Consider the following 15620-nt stretch of genomic DNA (forward strand, 5'->3'; position numbering starts at 1 on the left):
ATCCAGTCTTCGCGGTTAGGTGTGGATTGAGCCTCCCCAGGCTACCGTCCGGGGCCGGGCCCCTTCATTTCGCTTTCCCGCGCCCGCCACCGCCGCCCTCCTCCGCCCGCTCCGGCCGGGGCGGGCACGGGGCGTCCCTCGGTGGCGTGCGGAGAGCACATCTTCCTAAAGTGGGGCAATGCGCACCGAGGACGTCCTGGCCGCGATCGCGACGGGCCTGTGGCGCTGGGACAACGCAGCCGGCACGGTCACGCTCGACGCGGAGGCGGCCCGGCTGCTCGGCCTGCCCGCCGAGCCCGGCAGCTACCGGGAGGCGGCGGTGCGCTCCCGTTTCCACCCGGTCGACTGGAACGAGATCTACGGGGTCGTGAACCTGGCCGTCGCCGAGGGCACCCTCGCCGAGGCCCGGCTGCGGATCGTCGACGAGCGGGGCCAGGTGCTGCGTACCGTACGCAGCCGCTCCAAGCCGGTCGTCGAGACGGCCGGGGACACGGAGAACTACCTGCTCATCGGCACCCTCCAGGAGGTCGCCGAACCGCAGGAGGGCTCGACCGGACCGCACACGCCGATCACCGGGGACTGGCGCCGGTCCCGGGAGGCGTTCCTGCTGGACGCCGGGCGGGCGCTGGCCGAGGCCCGGTCCACGGAGGAGGTGCTGCGGGTCGCCGCCTCCCTCTCCATGCCCGGGTTCTCCCCGGACGGGCTCGCGGTCTTCGGCTCCGCCGGGGAGCGGCTGACGATCATCGGCCACCACGGGCACAGCGCGGGCGAGGAGGACCCCTTCACCGACATGCCCCTGGACACCGACTACCCGGCTGCCGAGGTCGTCCGCACGGGCCGTGCGATCTACCTGCCCTCCCCCGAGGACTACCGCCGCCGCTACCCCGCCACCTGGCCGCTCGCCCGGCGCTTCGGCCGGCAGTCCTGGGCGTACCTGCCGCTCGTCTCGTCCGGCCGCACGATGGGCGCCTGGATGGCCGGGTTCCAGCACCCCGTGAGCTTCTCGCCGGACGAGCGCGCGGTGCTCTCGACGGTCGCCCGGATGCTCGCCCAGGCGCTGGCCCGGGCCGGGGTCGCGGAGACGGAACGGGAGCTGTCGCTCGGGCTCCAGCGCTCGATGATGCCGACGCTGGGGCCGGACATCCCGGGGATGACGGTGGCCGCGCGGTACGTGCCGACCGGCGGCGGGCTCCAGGTGGGCGGCGACTGGTACGACATGATCCCGCTGCCCAACGGCCGGATCGCCCTGATCATCGGGGATGTCCAGGGCCATGACGTACGGGCGGCGGGGCTGATGGGCCAGCTCCGCATCGCCCTGCGCGCGTACGCCTCCGAGGGCCACCGCCCGGACGCCGTGCTCTCCCGGGCCTCGCGCTTCCTCTCCGGGCTGACCGACGCGTACGAGGGGGTGGCGGGTGACGACGAGCCGTCCGCGCCGCGCTTCGCGACCTGCCTGTACGCCGAGGTCGACCCGGATGCCGGAACCCTGGACATCGCCCGGGCGGGCCATCCGGACCCGGTGGTGGTGAGCGCCGACGGCACGGCGGTGATCCGGCAGACGGCGGGCGGACTGCCGCTCGGGATCGAGACGGACTCCGACTACCCCACCACCCGGGTCGTCCTGGAACCCGGCGAGACGATCATGCTCTGCACGGACGGCCTCATCGAGACCGGCGGCCACGACATGGCCACCGGCTGGACCCGGCTGCGCCCGGTCCTGGAGGAGCCCACCGAGGATCTGGAGGAGCTGGCCGACGCCCTGGTCCAGGCCGTGCACGGGCCGACCTCCCACTACACGACGGGCCCGCTGGCCGACCGCCGCGAGGACGACATCGCCGTACTGGTGCTGCGGCGCGAGAGCGTACCGGAGCCGGAGACACCGGCCCGCCGCAGCGTCCTGACCATCGCGCAGGCCGAGCCGGAGCGGATCTCGGTGGCCCGCCAGCTCGTACGGGAGCTGCTGCACGACTGGAAGGACCCGGAGCAGGTCGACTCGGCGGTCCTGATGGTCTCGGAGATGGCCACCAACGTGCTGGTCCACACGGACGGCGACGCGCTGATGGCGGCGGAGGTCTCCGGGGACCGGGGGGAGCGGCGGCTGCGTGTGGAGGTGGCCGACGCGAGCGACGAGCTGCCGCACAAGCGGCGCCCTGGGGAGATGGCGTCCAGCGGGCGGGGCCTGGTGCTGATGGAGATGCTGGCGGACGCGTGGGGGGTGGACCCGCGGGGGGAGGGGAAGTCGATCTGGTTCGAGCTGTACGAGGCACCGGCGGAGAAGGCACGGGAGCCGGGGGCGTAGGGCGGTACGGGGGCGCGGCCCTCCGGGTCACGCGGGTACGGACCGACCGGGGTGCCGGTCCGTCGAACGGTGTACCCCGGTTCGTCCTGCGGGGTGAGGAGGGGCGCACGCTCCGTTCCTAGGCTGGTCAGGACCTGCCGACGGTGCGCAGCGCGTCGGCGCACCTTCCCGAAGGAGAGTGGCCGCCCATGAAGCAGGCGTCGAAGAATCTGCTGGAAGGTGTCATCACCTTCGCCGTGGGCCTGGTCCTGTGGCTGTTCACGGACGGAGTGGAGACCCCCGTCGTCACGCTGACGAAGATCGGCGTGGTGCTGATGTGCGTCGGCGGGGTGTTCATCGCGCTGGGCCTGTTCCAGTCGGCGCGCGGGGCGAACTCCGTGGGACGCGGCTGAGCCCGGTGCGCGGGGCGAGCCCCGTGAAACGCGCCTGAGCGCTCGGGGGGAGGACAGAACACCCCCGCCGCCCTCCCGTGCCGTGCGCCGACGGCCCCTCCGTACGGACACGAAGGGGCCGTCACATGCCGTGCGCCGCCGGGACCGTGCCCGGGTCTCACATCCCGTGGACCGCCGGGACCGTACCGAGGCGGCCGGCCTGGAAGTCCTCGAACGCCTGCTTCAGCTCGGCCTGGCTGTTCATCACGAACGGTCCGTAGTGGGCCATCGGCTCCCGGATCGGGCGCCCGCCCAGGAGGACGATCTCCAGGTCCGGGGTGTGCCCGTCCTGCTTCTCGTCCGCGCGGACTGTCAGCGAACCGCCGCTGCCGAACACCGCCGTCTGCCCGAGGCGGATCGGGCGGCGCTCCTCGCCGACCGTGCCGCGCCCGGCCATGACGTACGCGAGGCCGTTGAAGTCCTCGCGCCACGGCAGGGTCACCTCGGCGCCGGGCCGGACGGTGGCGTGGATCATCGTTATCGGGGTGTGGGTGATGCCCGGGCCCTGGTGGCCGTCGAGCTCACCGGCGATGACCCGGAGCAGCGCGCCGCCGTCCGGGGAGGCAAGGAGCTGGACCTCGCCGCCGCGGATGTCCTGGTAGCGCGGGTTCATCATCTTGTCGGCCCTGGGCAGGTTCACCCAGAGCTGGAGGCCGTGGAAGAGGCCGCCGGACATCACGAGCGACTCCGGCGGCGCCTCGATGTGCAGGAGCCCGGACCCGGCGGTCATCCACTGGGTGTCGCCGTTCTCGATGGTGCCGCCGCCACCGTTGGAGTCCTGGTGGATGAAGGTCCCGTCGATCAGGTACGTGACGGTCTCGAAGCCGCGGTGCGGGTGCCAGGGCGTGCCCTTGGGCTCACCGGCGGCGTACTCCACCTCACCCATCTGGTCCATCATGATGAACGGGTCGAGGTGCTGGTAGTTGATGCCCGCGAACGCGCGGCGGACGGGGAAGCCCTCGCCCTCGAATCCGCTCGGCGCCGTGGTGACGGCGAGTACGGGGCGGGCCACGGCGTCACCCGAAGCGGCCACCTTGGGCAGGGTCAGCGGGTTGTCGACGGTCACTGCGGGCATGGGAGCCACCTCCGGGCGAGTCTGCTGGAACGAATTTAGTTGAATGGTGAACATCCTGCAAGGCGTGCGGCATTCCCGGCCCGCCGCCGACAGCACGAGGGCCCGCGCCGCCCCCGGCGCGGGCCCTCGCCCGAAAGAAGGAAACCGCAGGTCAACACCCCACGGCCGGTGAACGCCTACCCATACATCCGGCGCATCGCGAAGTCGACCATCTGCTCGACCGCCTTGGCGTCGAAGACCATCCGGTGGTCGCCCTCCATGTCGAGGACGAAGCCGTACCCCGTGGGGAGCAGGTCGATCACCTCGGCGCCGGTGATCACGAAGTACTTGGACTCCTTGCCCGCGTACAGCCGCAGTTCCTTGAGCGTGGTGAACATCGGGATCACGGGCTGCTGCGTGTTGTGCAGCGCCAGGAAACCGGGGTTGTCGCCGCGCGGGCAGTAGACCTTCGACGTGGCGAAGATCTGCTGGAAGTCCTCGGCGGAGAGGGAGCCGGTGGTGAAGGCCCGTACCGCGTCGGCCAGGGAGGGCGGGGAGGGCTCGGGGTACAGCGGCTGCTCGCCGTAGCCGCCGCCCATCTGGCCCATCTGACCCATCTGCTGCTGAGCACCAGGGTTCTGGTCGTAGCCGTACATGCTGCAAAGAGTAATCGGACACATCTACGGCTTGAGGGGTTGCGCCTTATTACTGACGGGTAGCATCATCGTAGAGGTCAGCTGATACACCCACGTCTGGCCTGTACCGAACCGCCTGCCTGTCGCCCGACCCGCATCACTCCCCGGGGCGCTGCGCGCCACTGCTATTGATTACGGAGCCTTCCCATGGGGCACTACAAGTCGAATCTCCGCGACATCGAGTTCAACCTCTTCGAGGTGCTCGGGCGCGACAAGCTGTACGGCACCGGTCCGTTCGCGGAGATGGACGTCGACACCGCGAAGAGCATCCTGGAGGAGATCGCCCGCCTCGCGGAGAACGAGCTCGCCGACTCCTTCGCCGACGCCGACCGCAACCCGCCGGTCTTCGACCCGGAGACCAACACCGCGCCGGTCCCGGAGAGCTTCAAGAAGTCGTACCAGTCCTTCATGGACTCGGAGTACTGGCGCCTGGGCCTGCCCGAGGAGATCGGCGGCACCACCTCCCCCCGCTCCCTGATCTGGGGCTACGCGGAGCTGCTGCTCGGCTCGAACCCGGCCGTGTGGATGTACTCCTCGGGTCCGGCCTTCGCGGGCATCCTCTTCGAGGAGGGCACGGAGGAGCAGAAGAAGGTCGCGGAGATCGCCGTCGAGAAGCAGTGGGGCTCGACGATGGTGCTGACCGAGCCGGACGCGGGCTCCGACGTCGGCGCCGGGCGGACGAAGGCCGTGCAGCAGGAGGACGGCTCCTGGCACATCGAGGGTGTGAAGCGCTTCATCACCTCGGGCGAGCACGACATGTCCGAGAACATCCTCCACTACGTGCTGGCCCGCCCCGAGGGCGCCGGCCCCGGCACCAAGGGCCTCTCGCTCTTCCTGGTCCCGAAGTACCACTTCGACTGGACCACCGGTGAGCTGGGCGAACGCAACGGTGTGTACGCGACGAACGTCGAGCACAAGATGGGCCTCAAGGCGTCCAACACCTGCGAGATGACCTTCGGCGACCGCCACCCCGCCAAGGGCTGGCTGATCGGCGACAAGCACGACGGCATCCGCCAGATGTTCCGCATCATCGAGTTCGCCCGGATGATGGTCGGCACGAAGGCCATCGCCACGCTCTCCACGGGCTACCTGAACGCGCTGGAGTACGCCAAGGAGCGCGTCCAGGGCACCGACCTGTCGCAGTTCATGGACAAGACCGCGCCCAAGGTCACCATCACGCACCACCCCGACGTGCGCCGCTCGCTCATGACGCAGAAGGCGTACGCCGAGGGCATGCGCTCCCTCGTGCTGTACACGGCCTCCGTCCAGGACGCGATCCAGGAGAAGGAGGCCGCGGGCGAGGACGCGAAGGCGCTGAACGGCCTCAACGACCTGCTGCTGCCGATCGTGAAGGGGTACGGCTCCGAGAAGTCCTACGAGCAGCTGGCGCAGTCGCTCCAGACGTTCGGCGGCTCCGGCTACCTCCAGGAGTACCCGGTCGAGCAGTACATCCGGGACGCCAAGATCGACACCCTCTATGAGGGCACCACGGCGATCCAGGGCCAGGACTTCTTCTTCCGGAAGATCGTCCGCGACCAGGGCGTCTCGCTCAACACGCTCTCCGAGGAGATCAAGAAGTTCCTCGCGGGCGCCCAGGGCAACGAGGAGCTGGCCCCCGCGCTGGACTCGCTCGCCAAGGCGGCCGTGGACCTGGAGGCGATCGTCGGAACGATGATCACCGACCTCACCGCGACCGGCGAGGACGTCAAGAACATCTACAAGGTGGGCCTCAACACCACCCGCCTCCTGATGGCCTCCGGCGACGTCGTCGTCGGCTACCTGCTCCTCAAGGGCGCGGCCGTGGCCGCCGAGAAGCTGCCGACCGCCTCCGCCAAGGACGTGGCCTTCTACCGGGGCAAGATCGCCGCCGCGAAGTTCTTCGCCGCGAACATCCTCCCGGGCGTCTCGACCGAGCGCGCGCTCGCCGAGAGCGTCGACAACTCGCTGATGGAGCTGGACGAAGCCGCGTTCTGAGGAATCGCTCGCCTGTTTCGTCAACACGCGCCGCCATCCGGAATTCGTTCGGGTGGCGGCGCTGTCGTATCAGCTGGGTACGCTGAGTGCACGGACCAGAATCCCTTCCATGGGAGGAACCATGACCGCCGAGGCACAGTCCGAAGCGTCGCAGCTGCGGCGCGCCAACCCTCGGTGGCCGGTCCCGCCACCGGACGGCTACACCGTGGACGATTTCTTCACGCTTGACGACCTCCCGCCGCACACAGAGCTGATCGACGGCAGCCTGGTTTTCGTGAGTCCGCAGCGAGAGTTCCACACGCTGGCCATGTATCTGCTGGAGCAGGGGCTGCGCCAGCACGTCCCGAACGGCCTGCGGGTGCGTCGTGAGATGGCAGTCGTGCTCAGCAAGCGCAACGTTCCGGAGCCCGACCTCCTCGTGGTGACCGCCTCCGCCGACGGCAACCAGCGCACCACCCGCTACGAGGCCGCCGACGTCCTGCTCGCCGTGGAGGTCGTCTCCCCCGACTCCGAGGACCGCGACCGGGACACCAAGCCGCACAAGTACGCGGCGGCCGGAATCAAGCACTTCTGGCTCGTCGAGATGACCGGTGAGAACGACCGCCCCATGGTCATCACCTATGAGCTCGATCCGGTCAACAAGACGTACGTCTCCACCGGCGTCCACCACGACCGCCTCAAGCTCTCCGCCCCGTACGACATCGACATCGACCTGACCGCGATCGACGAGCTGTAGGGCTCCCCCTTCTCCGGCGCCCCGCCGGTCACCGGATTCCGGATTCGGGTCCCTCGATACAGTGAAGACCATGAGTTCTCGCCACCGGTTCGACCGTGCGCACACCGATGATCTGATGTCCTTCCTGGCGGCGAGCCCGTCCCCGTACCACGCTGTGGCCAACGCGGCCGCCCGGCTGGAGGTGGCCGGATTCCGCCAGGTCGAGGAGACCGCCGCCTGGGACGGGAGCACCGGCGGGAAGTACGTGCTCCGCGGCGGGGCGATCATCGCGTGGTACGTGCCGGAGGGCGCGGCGGCGCACACCCCGTTCCGGATCGTCGGCGCGCACACCGACTCCCCGAACCTGCGGGTGAAGCCGCTGCCCGACTCCGGTTCCCACGGCTGGCGCCAGATCGCGGTGGAGGTCTACGGCGGCACCCTGCTGAACACCTGGCTCGACCGGGACCTGGGCCTGGCCGGCCGGATCTCGCTGCGGGACGGCACCGACCGGCTGGTCAACATCGACCGGGCCCTGCTGCGCGTGCCCCAGCTGGCCGTGCATCTGGACCGGTCCGCCAACACCGACGGACTCAAGCTCGACCGGCAGCGCCACATGCAGCCGATCTGGGGGCTCGGCGAGGTGGCGGAGGGCGACCTGATCCGCTTCGTCGCCGAGGAGGCGGGCGTCGACGCGGAGGACGTCACCGGCTGGGACCTCATGCCGCACGCCATCGAGCCGCCGTCCTACCTGGGCCGGGACCGCGAGCTGCTCGCCGGGCCGCGCATGGACAACCTCCTCTCCGTGCACGCCGCGACCGCCGCCCTGGCCGCCGTCGCCGGACAGCCGGACGAGGAGCTCCCGTACATCCCCGTACTGGCCGCCTTCGACCACGAGGAGAACGGCTCGCAGTCCGACACCGGGGCCGACGGGCCGCTCCTGGGCTCGGTCCTGGAGCGCTCGGTCTTCGCCCGGGGCGGTACGTACGAGGACCGCGCCCGCGCCTTCGCCGGAACGGTCTGCCTCTCCTCCGACACCGGCCACGCCGTGCACCCCAACTACGCCGAGCGGCACGACCCGACGCACCACCCGGTCGCCAACGGCGGGCCGATCCTCAAGGTCAACGTCAACATGCGGTACGCCACCGACGGCAGTGGGCGCGCGGTGTTCGCCGCCGCCTGCGAGAAGGCGGGCGTCCCGTGGCAGACGTTCGTCTCCAACAACGCGATGCCCTGCGGCACGACGATCGGCCCGATCACCGCCGCCCGGCACGGCATCCAGACCGTGGACATCGGGGTGGCGATCCTCTCCATGCACAGCGCCCGTGAACTGTGCGGGGCGGACGACCCGTATCTGCTGGCCAACGCGCTCACGGCGTTCCTGACGGGCTGACACCGACGCCCAACCGCCGCCCCGGACATGGTTGTTGCCGGGCCGGGTACGCGACCCGTACACCGGTCCGGATACACCGGGCCGTCGAGGAGGCGGGAATCATGGGACTCGGAGGATGCATTCTCCTGATCGGCGGTGGCGCGATCCTGGCGTTCGCGACCGACTGGAAGGCCGAGGGGATCAATCTCGATCTGGTCGGCTGGATCATGATGCTCGTCGGCCTCATCGGGGTCTTCGTCTACATGAGCATCGCGCGCAGGCGGCGCATGGTCGTGCCGCCCACCACCACGGTCGTCCAGGACGACGACCACCGCTACCACTGACGCCCGTCCCCGCCGAGGCCCCTTCCCCGGCGGGCGGCGGTCGCCTCAGCCCTGCTCGTCCATCCCGGCCAGCACCAGCGGCAGCCGGGCCGCGCCGTCGGGGGTCACCCGCACCGGTACGCCCCAGTCCTGCTGGTGGACATGGCAGGCCGGGTACTCGTTGGCCGGGTCGTCGTCGCAGGAGGCGGCCATCGCGGAGACATGCAGGACGCCCTCGGTGACCCCGTCCGCGAGGACCAGGTCACGCCCGAGGTCCGTGCCCTGGCCGGAGCCGTCCGCCAGCAGCTCGGGCGGGGTCGAGGAGACCAGGAGCCGGGTGGAGGGCCCGTAGCGGGTGTCCAGCTTCTGCCCGGCCGGCGCCTGGAAGACCACGTCGAGCCGGAGCGTGCCCGGGGCGATCTCGGTGGCGGCGCGCTGGGTGCGGTGGGCCTGCTCGGGGACGCGTACGGCCTCCTCGGGCAGCCGGAGGCGGGTGAGCCGGTGGCGGGCGGACTCGACGACGACCAGATCACCGTCGACCAGTACCGCGTCGCTGGGCTCGCGGACATCGGTGGCGAGCGTGGTGACCTCGTCGGACGCGGGGTCGTAGCGGCGCAGCGCGTGGTTGTACGTGTCCGAGACCGCCACCGACCCGTCGGGCAGCGCGGTGACGCCGATCGGGTGCTGGAAGAGCGCCTGGGAAGCCGCCCCGTCGCGGTGGCCGAAGTCGAAGAGGCCGGTGCCGACGGCGGTGTGCACATGCTCGTCCCGGTCGACCCAGCGCAGGGCGGAGGTCTCGGAGTCGGCGACCCAGAGCCGCTCGCCGTCGGCGGAGACCGCGAGCCCGGACGGCTGCGCGAACCACGCCTCCGCGGCGGGCCCGTCGACCAGCCCCTCGTTGGTGGTCCCGGCGGCGACCCGTACGGTCCCGTCCTCGGGGTCGTACGTCCACAGCTGGTGCACGCCCGCCATGGCGATCCACAGCCGGTCACCGAACCAGGCGAGGTCCCACGGCGAGGAGAGGTCCACCTCGCGCGCCGGACCGCCGGTCGGGTTCCCCTGCCACCACTGGCGGCCGGTCCCGGCGAGGGTGGTGACCGCCCCGGTCGTGAGGTCCAGGGCGCGGATCGCGTGGTTGACGGTGTCCGCGACGGCGATGCGGCCGTCGGGGAGCACGGCGAGCCCCTGCGGTTCGCTGAACCGGGCCTCGTCCGCACCGCCGTCGCTCAGGCCGCGCTCGCCGGTGCCGAAGTGACGCCGTACGGTCTCGCCGTCCGCGTCCAGCTCGACCAGGCGGTGGCGGGTGGTGTCGGAGACCAGGAAGCCCCCGTCGGGCAGGAGCAGCGCCTTGCCCGGGAAGCGCAGATGCGTGGCGACGGGCTCGGGCGCCACATACGGACCGTCGCCCCGGCGGAGCGTGCCCTTGGCCCCGTGCTCGGCCTCCAGCTCCTCGACCAGCTTCTCGATGGCGTGGGCGTGGCCCTCGCCCGCGTGCTGGGCGACGACATAGCCCTCGGGGTCGATGACGACGAGCGTCGGCCAGGCCCGTACGGCGTACTGCTTCCAGGTGGCCAGCTCGGGGTCGTCCAGCACCGGGTGGTGGACCTCGTACCGCTCGACGGCGTCGACGACGGCCTGGTGGTCGGCCTCGTGGACGAACTTCGGCGAGTGGACCCCGATGATCACCACGGTGTCGCGGTGCTTCTCCTCCAGCTCCCGCAGCTCATCCAGGACATGCAGGCAGTTCACACAGCAGAAGGTCCAGAAATCGAGGATGACGATGCGTCCTCGCAGTTCGGAGAGGGTGTACTGCCGGTCGCCTGTATTGAGCCAGCCGCCCTTGCCGATGAGTTCGGGGGCGCGGACGCGTGCACGTGTTGCCATGCCACCAGTCAACACCGCCGCCTCCTGCACGCATTCCGCCGGGGGCCGGGGGAATCTGTGTCGCATGAGACTTCAAGTGCGTGAACGCCTCTTCGCCATCGGGGACGACTACTGGATCGAGGACACCGAGGGCCGCAAGGTCTTCCTGGTGGACGGCAAGGCCATGCGGCTGCGTGACACCTTCGAGCTGAAGGACGCCGACGGCCGGGTCCTTGTCGAGCTGCGGCAGAAGCTGGTCAGCCTGCGCGACACGATGCTCATCGAGCGCGGCGGCGAGGAGCTCGCCAAGGTCAAGCGCAAGCGGCTCTCGCTGCTCCGCAACCACTACCGGGTGACCCTGGCGGACGGTACGGAGCTTGACGTCAGCGGCAAGATCCTGGACCGCGAGTTCGCCATCGAGTACGACGGTGAGCTGCTGGCCCAGATCTCGCGGCGCTGGCTGACGCTCCGGGACACGTACGGCATCGACGTGGTCCGGGAGGACGCGGACATCTCGCTGCTCATCGCCGTGTCGATGTGCGTGATCGTGCTGGCGGACAAGGAGAACGGGGGCTGACCGCCTTACCGGGTACAGGAGTTCGCTGTTTCACGTGAAACAGGGCGTTTCACGTGAAACATGGAGGCGCGCCCGGCCTCGTCCCCCTGGCCCGCCCGGGCTCTGACCCTCGTCAGCTAGATGCGCCGATCGCGCCGCGCCTGCTCGATGTCCCGCAGGTGCTGCCGCTCCTGCCGCTCGGCACGGCGCCGCACGCGCACCATGACCGGCTGGATCGCCATATAGGTGACCGAGAACATCAGACAGCGGGGCAGCAGCTCCGAGCTCCAGGATCTGTCGGTGACAAGGGTCGTCGCCGCACCCGCCGCGATGCCCAGCACGACCGGAACACCCACCCATCTCCACCAGCGCTTCATGAAAGGCGGGTGCCCCGGGATTCACGGCTCACCCCAGGGCGGCGGGGGCGGGAGAACGGGGTCTCAGCGCGGCGGCGCGATCCCCAGGCGGCGGTCCTTCAGCGCCGGGAAGTGTTCCCGGGTCTCGCCCGCCTTCGCCGGGTCGAACTCCACCGTCAGGACCTCCTCGCCCACACCGGCCTCGGCGAGCACCTCGCCCAAGGGGTCGACAACGATGCTGTGCCCGGCCTGCGGAACGTCCGCGTGGCTGCCCGCCGTGCTGAGGGCGAGGACGTACGCCTGGTTCTCGACAGCCCGGGCCCGGGCGAGGAGCGTCCAGTGGGCACGGCGGCGCTCCGGCCAGCCGGCCGCCACGACGAACGTCTCGGCGCCCGCGTCGACGAGCCCCCGGAACTGCTCGGGAAAGCGCAGGTCGTAGCAGGTGGCCAGGCCCAGCGTGGTCTGCGGGAGGGTGACGGTCACCAGCTCCTCACCGGCGCCCATCATCACCGCCTCGCCCCTGTCGAAACCGAAGCGGTGGATCTTGCGGTACACCGCCGAGCGCTCGCCGTCCGGCGAGAAGACCAGCGCGGTGTTGTAGAGGGTGCCGTCCGGCGCGCGCTCCACGAAGGAGCCCGCGTGCAGCCAGACGCCCGCCTCGGCCGCCGCCTTGGCCATGGCCTCGTGGGTGGGGCCCTGGAGCGGCTCGGCCTCCTGCTCGAAGAGGGGGTACGAGAACGCCCCGACCGGCCAGAGCTCGGGCAGGACCACGAGGTCGGAGCCGCGCTGACCGACCACCAGGGAGGCCGCGCGCTCGCGGCGGTCCTCGACGGATTCGTCCGGGTCTACTGCGATCTGGATGAGGGAGGCGCGCACACTACCACCGTCCTGGCATTCAAGCCGTCAACACGGGCCTACGATCGTCACACGAAAGCACTGCCGGGGTGCCTGCTCGCAGCGTAACTTAGGCGACTGAACCTCCACGTAGCCCGCAGCCCGCAGCCCACGACAGCGTCGTCCGTGCCGGCCCGCCCGTCGGCACACCCTGCTCTCCAGCCCATGCACCGAAGAACCGCCGAGGGGTCCCGTGACCGTCCATCCCAGCCTCCAGCCCTACGCCGACGCCGCGACCCACTCCATCGAAGCGATAGCCGAGCTGGTGAAGCCGCTCGCCGAGGGGGAGTGGAACCGCCGTACGCCGTGCCCCTGGTGGTCGGTACGGGACATCGTGTCGCACGTCATCGGCATGGAGTGCGAGATGCTCGGCGACCCGCGGCCCATCCATACGCTGCCGCGCGACCTCTACCACGTACAGAGTGACTTCGCGCGCTATATGGAGATGCAGGTCGACGTCCGGCGTCACCACACCGCCCCGGAGATGACGTCCGAGCTGGAGTACGTCCTCATCCGCCGCGCCCGGCACCTCCGCAACGAGTCGCGCGCCCCCGAGACGATGGTCCGCGCGCCCCTGGGCGCCGAGCAGTCCCTCGAAGTGGCCTACACCATGCGGGCCTTCGATCTCTGGGTGCATGAGCAGGACCTGCGGACGACGCTCGGGCAGCCGGGCAACCTGGACTCCCCCGGCGCGCACATCACCCGGGACGTGCTGCTCTCCGCGCTGCCGAAGGTGGTCGCCAAGGACGCGGGCGCACCGGCCAACTCGGCGGTGGTGCTGGATGTGCACGGCCCGGTGGAGTTCCTGCGGACGGTACGGGTCGACGGCGAGGGCCGGGGTTCGATAGACGGTTCCCCCTCGCTGGGCCCGGCCGTGACGCTGTCGATGGACTGGGAGACGTACGTACGCCTGGCCTGCGGACGGGTCCGCCCCGCCGCCGTGGCCGACCGGATCAAGGCCGAGGGCGACCAGGAGCTGGCCACGGCGATCCTGGACCACTTCGCCGTCACCCCGTAGCACCGCTTTCTCGGCGGCGCCCGCCCCGGAGTCCACGGGGAGGGCGGGCGCGCCGCCGAGCGCACTCCCGCCGGTCACGCGGGTACGTGCACGGCCTCCACCCTGCTCACCACATGGTGGTCGCGTTCCCGCACCGCCGCCCGGCGGCGCAGCCGCAGGATCTGGGCGACGCCGAGCGCCTCCAGGACGAAGACCGAGGCGAAGGCGATCCGGTAGTTGCCGCCGGTGGTGTCCAGCAGCACTCCCACGGCGAGCAGCGTGGTCATGGAGGCGATGAACCCGCCCATGTTGACGATGCCCGACGCGGTCCCCTGACGCTCCGGCGGATTCGCGGGCCGGGCGAAGTCGAAGCCGACCATCGAGGCGGGGCCGCAGGCGCCCAGCACCACGCACAGGACCGTCAGCAGCCACATCGGCGTGTGATCGGCGGGGTAGAGGATCGCGCAGGCCCAGAGGAGGGCGGTCGCCGCGACCGTGCCCAGCGCGATGGGGGTCCGCGCCTCGTGGTGACGGGCGATGATCTGCCCGTAGACGAGCCCCACCACCATGTTGGAGAGCACCACCAGGGTGAGCAGTGTGCCCGCCGTCCCCCGGCTCAGCCCCTGTGCCTCCACGAGGAACGGCATCCCCCAGAGCAGCAGGAACACCATCGCCGGGAACTGGGTGGTGAAGTGCACCCACATCCCGAGCCGGGTCCCCGGTTCCCGCCAGGCGGCAGCGATCTGCCTGCGGACGTACGCGGCTCCCGTGTGCTCGGCGGGCGGCGGCTCGTGCCCGGCGGGGTGGTCCTTCAGGAACAGCAGCAGCGGGATCAGCACCACGACGCCCGCCGCCGCACTGCCGACGAAGGTGGTGGTCCAGCCGAAGCTGTGCAGCGCCCGCGCGATGAAGAGGGTCGAGACGAGGTTGCCCGCCATCCCGAACAGCGCGGCGACCTGGGCGATCAGCGGCCCGCGCCGGGCGGGGAACCAGCGGCTGCCGAGCCGCAGCACGCTGATGAACGTCATCGCGTCACCGCAGCCGAGCAGGACGCGGGCGGCCAGCGCCATCCCGTACGAGGGGGAGAGCGCGAACCCGAGCTGACCGACCGTGAACAGGACGGCCCCGATGGTGAGGACCCGCTTGGTGCCGAGCCGGTCGACCATCAGCCCCACGGGTATCTGCATGCCCGCGTAGACGAGGAGCTGGAGGATGGAGAACGTCGACAGGGCGGAGGCGTTGACGTCGAACCGGTCGGCGGCGTCGAGACCGGCCACGCCCAGGCTCGTACGGAAGATGATGGCGACGAAGTAGACGGCGACGCCGATGCCCCAGACCCAGGCGGCCCGCCGGCCCCCGGGCGGATCACCGGGCAGGGAAAGCGTGGGGGCGGCCGCTGAACTCACCGGTCCTCACCCCTCACCAGCACCCGTACGCGCCCGACATGGCGCCGCACGACCTGCGCGGCCTCGTCCGCGTCCCCGCCCCGGATCGCGTCCAGCAGCTCACCGTGCTCGGTGATGTTGGCCTCGATCCGTCCGGGGTGGGCCTCCATCACCGCGACGCCCATCCGCAGCTGACGGTCGCGCAGCTGGTCGTAGAGGCGCGAGAGGATCTCGTTCCCGGCGTGCTTGACGATCTCCGCGTGGAAACACCGGTCCTTGACGGCCACCGCCGCCAGATCCCCGGCCTCCGCCAACTGCCGCTGCTCCTCCAGGAGCTGTTCGAGCCGCGCGATCAGCTGAGGTGACGCGGGAACGGCTTTGCGCGCCGCGAACTCCTCCACCAGCAGCCGCGTCTCCACCACGTCCTTGATCTCCTGCGCGGAGACGGCGAGCACGAGGGCGCCCTTCTTCGGGTAGAGCTTGATCAGCCCCTCGACCTCCAGCCGCAGCAACGCCTCCCGTACGGGCGTACGCGACACCCCTACGGCGTCCGCGAGCCCCCCTTCGGTGAGCAGTGTCCCGCCCTCGTAGCGACGGTCCAGGACCGCTTCCTTGATGTGCGCGTAGACGCGCTCGGCGGCGGGGGGCTGCTTGAGGGAGGCGGTCGGCGGCTGTACGGGGGCGGCGGGGGGTGCGGCAGGCATGCGCA

Annotated in this window: 15 protein-coding genes; 8 read left to right on the top strand and 7 right to left on the bottom strand. The window is 70.7% G+C overall.

Annotated features, from left to right (window positions below; translation table 11 throughout):
* Positions 1-178 precede the first annotated feature (178 nt).
* Together B7C62_16455 and B7C62_16460 are read left to right on the top strand one after the other, a co-directional pair.
* On the top strand, positions 179-2299 hold the full coding sequence (locus B7C62_16455) for a phosphatase (protein ARF73675.1): 2121 nt from the start codon (positions 179-181) through the stop codon (positions 2297-2299).
* 188 nt (positions 2300-2487) lie between these two features.
* Positions 2488-2691: a hypothetical protein gene (locus B7C62_16460; protein ARF73676.1), complete on the top strand. Its 204-nt coding sequence runs from the start codon at positions 2488-2490 to the stop codon at positions 2689-2691.
* A 157-nt stretch (positions 2692-2848) separates the two neighbouring features.
* Here B7C62_16460 and B7C62_16465 read toward each other — a convergent pair whose 3' ends face one another.
* Both B7C62_16465 and B7C62_16470 read right to left on the bottom strand, forming a co-directional pair.
* Positions 2849-3805, bottom strand: coding sequence for a pirin (locus B7C62_16465; GenBank protein ID ARF73677.1), 957 nt, complete (start codon positions 3803-3805; stop codon positions 2849-2851).
* Positions 3806-3981: 176 nt separating this feature from the next.
* Positions 3982-4440: a hypothetical protein gene (locus B7C62_16470; protein ID ARF73678.1), complete on the bottom strand. Its 459-nt coding sequence runs from the start codon at positions 4438-4440 to the stop codon at positions 3982-3984.
* 186 nt (positions 4441-4626) lie between these two features.
* Here B7C62_16470 and B7C62_16475 point away from each other — a divergent pair, with 186 nt between their 5' ends.
* The 4 genes from B7C62_16475 (at position 4627) to B7C62_16490 (ending at position 8881) form a co-directional block, all read left to right on the top strand.
* Positions 4627-6453, top strand: a complete 1827-nt coding sequence (locus tag B7C62_16475; protein ARF73679.1) for an acyl-CoA dehydrogenase — start codon at positions 4627-4629, stop codon at positions 6451-6453.
* A 109-nt stretch (positions 6454-6562) separates the two neighbouring features.
* On the top strand, positions 6563-7189 hold the full coding sequence (locus tag B7C62_16480; protein ID ARF73680.1) for a hypothetical protein: 627 nt from the start codon (positions 6563-6565) through the stop codon (positions 7187-7189).
* A gap of 70 nt (positions 7190-7259) precedes the next feature.
* Positions 7260-8558 carry a M18 family aminopeptidase gene (locus tag B7C62_16485; GenBank protein ID ARF73681.1) on the top strand — a complete coding sequence of 433 codons (1299 nt, stop codon included), beginning with the start codon at positions 7260-7262 and terminating at the stop codon, positions 8556-8558.
* Between the two features lie 101 nt (positions 8559-8659).
* Positions 8660-8881 carry a hypothetical protein gene (locus B7C62_16490; protein ID ARF73682.1) on the top strand — a complete coding sequence of 74 codons (222 nt, stop codon included), beginning with the start codon at positions 8660-8662 and terminating at the stop codon, positions 8879-8881.
* A 45-nt stretch (positions 8882-8926) separates the two neighbouring features.
* Here B7C62_16490 and B7C62_16495 read toward each other — a convergent pair whose 3' ends face one another.
* Complete coding sequence (locus tag B7C62_16495) at positions 8927-10744, bottom strand: alkyl hydroperoxide reductase (GenBank protein ARF73683.1); 1818 nt, start codon at positions 10742-10744, stop codon at positions 8927-8929.
* Positions 10745-10808: 64 nt separating this feature from the next.
* Between B7C62_16495 and B7C62_16500 the strand changes: the two genes are divergently transcribed.
* Positions 10809-11300, top strand: a complete 492-nt coding sequence (locus B7C62_16500) for a hypothetical protein (GenBank protein ID ARF73684.1) — start codon at positions 10809-10811, stop codon at positions 11298-11300.
* Positions 11301-11416: 116 nt separating this feature from the next.
* On the opposite strand, the gene B7C62_16505 is transcribed toward B7C62_16500, so the two are convergent.
* Positions 11417-11620, bottom strand: coding sequence for a hypothetical protein (locus B7C62_16505; GenBank protein ID ARF73685.1), 204 nt, complete (start codon positions 11618-11620; stop codon positions 11417-11419).
* 99 nt (positions 11621-11719) lie between these two features.
* Positions 11720-12511 carry a carbon-nitrogen hydrolase gene (locus tag B7C62_16510; GenBank protein ARF73686.1) on the bottom strand — a complete coding sequence of 264 codons (792 nt, stop codon included), beginning with the start codon at positions 12509-12511 and terminating at the stop codon, positions 11720-11722.
* Positions 12512-12722: 211 nt separating this feature from the next.
* Between B7C62_16510 and B7C62_16515 the strand changes: the two genes are divergently transcribed.
* Complete coding sequence (locus B7C62_16515; GenBank protein ID ARF73687.1) at positions 12723-13547, top strand: hypothetical protein; 825 nt, start codon at positions 12723-12725, stop codon at positions 13545-13547.
* Between the two features lie 74 nt (positions 13548-13621).
* Here the strand turns inward: B7C62_16515 and B7C62_16520 are convergent, their stop codons facing one another.
* Together B7C62_16520 and B7C62_16525 are read right to left on the bottom strand one after the other, a co-directional pair.
* Positions 13622-14932, bottom strand: a complete 1311-nt coding sequence (locus tag B7C62_16520) for an MFS transporter (protein ARF73688.1) — start codon at positions 14930-14932, stop codon at positions 13622-13624.
* Positions 14929-15615: a GntR family transcriptional regulator gene (locus tag B7C62_16525; protein ARF73689.1), complete on the bottom strand. Its 687-nt coding sequence runs from the start codon at positions 15613-15615 to the stop codon at positions 14929-14931. The genes B7C62_16520 and B7C62_16525 overlap by 4 nt, the downstream gene beginning before the upstream one ends.
* Positions 15616-15620 lie beyond the last annotated feature (5 nt).

The organism is Kitasatospora albolonga (assembly GCA_002082585.1).
Lineage (GTDB): Bacteria > Actinomycetota > Actinomycetes > Streptomycetales > Streptomycetaceae > Streptomyces > Streptomyces stephensoniae.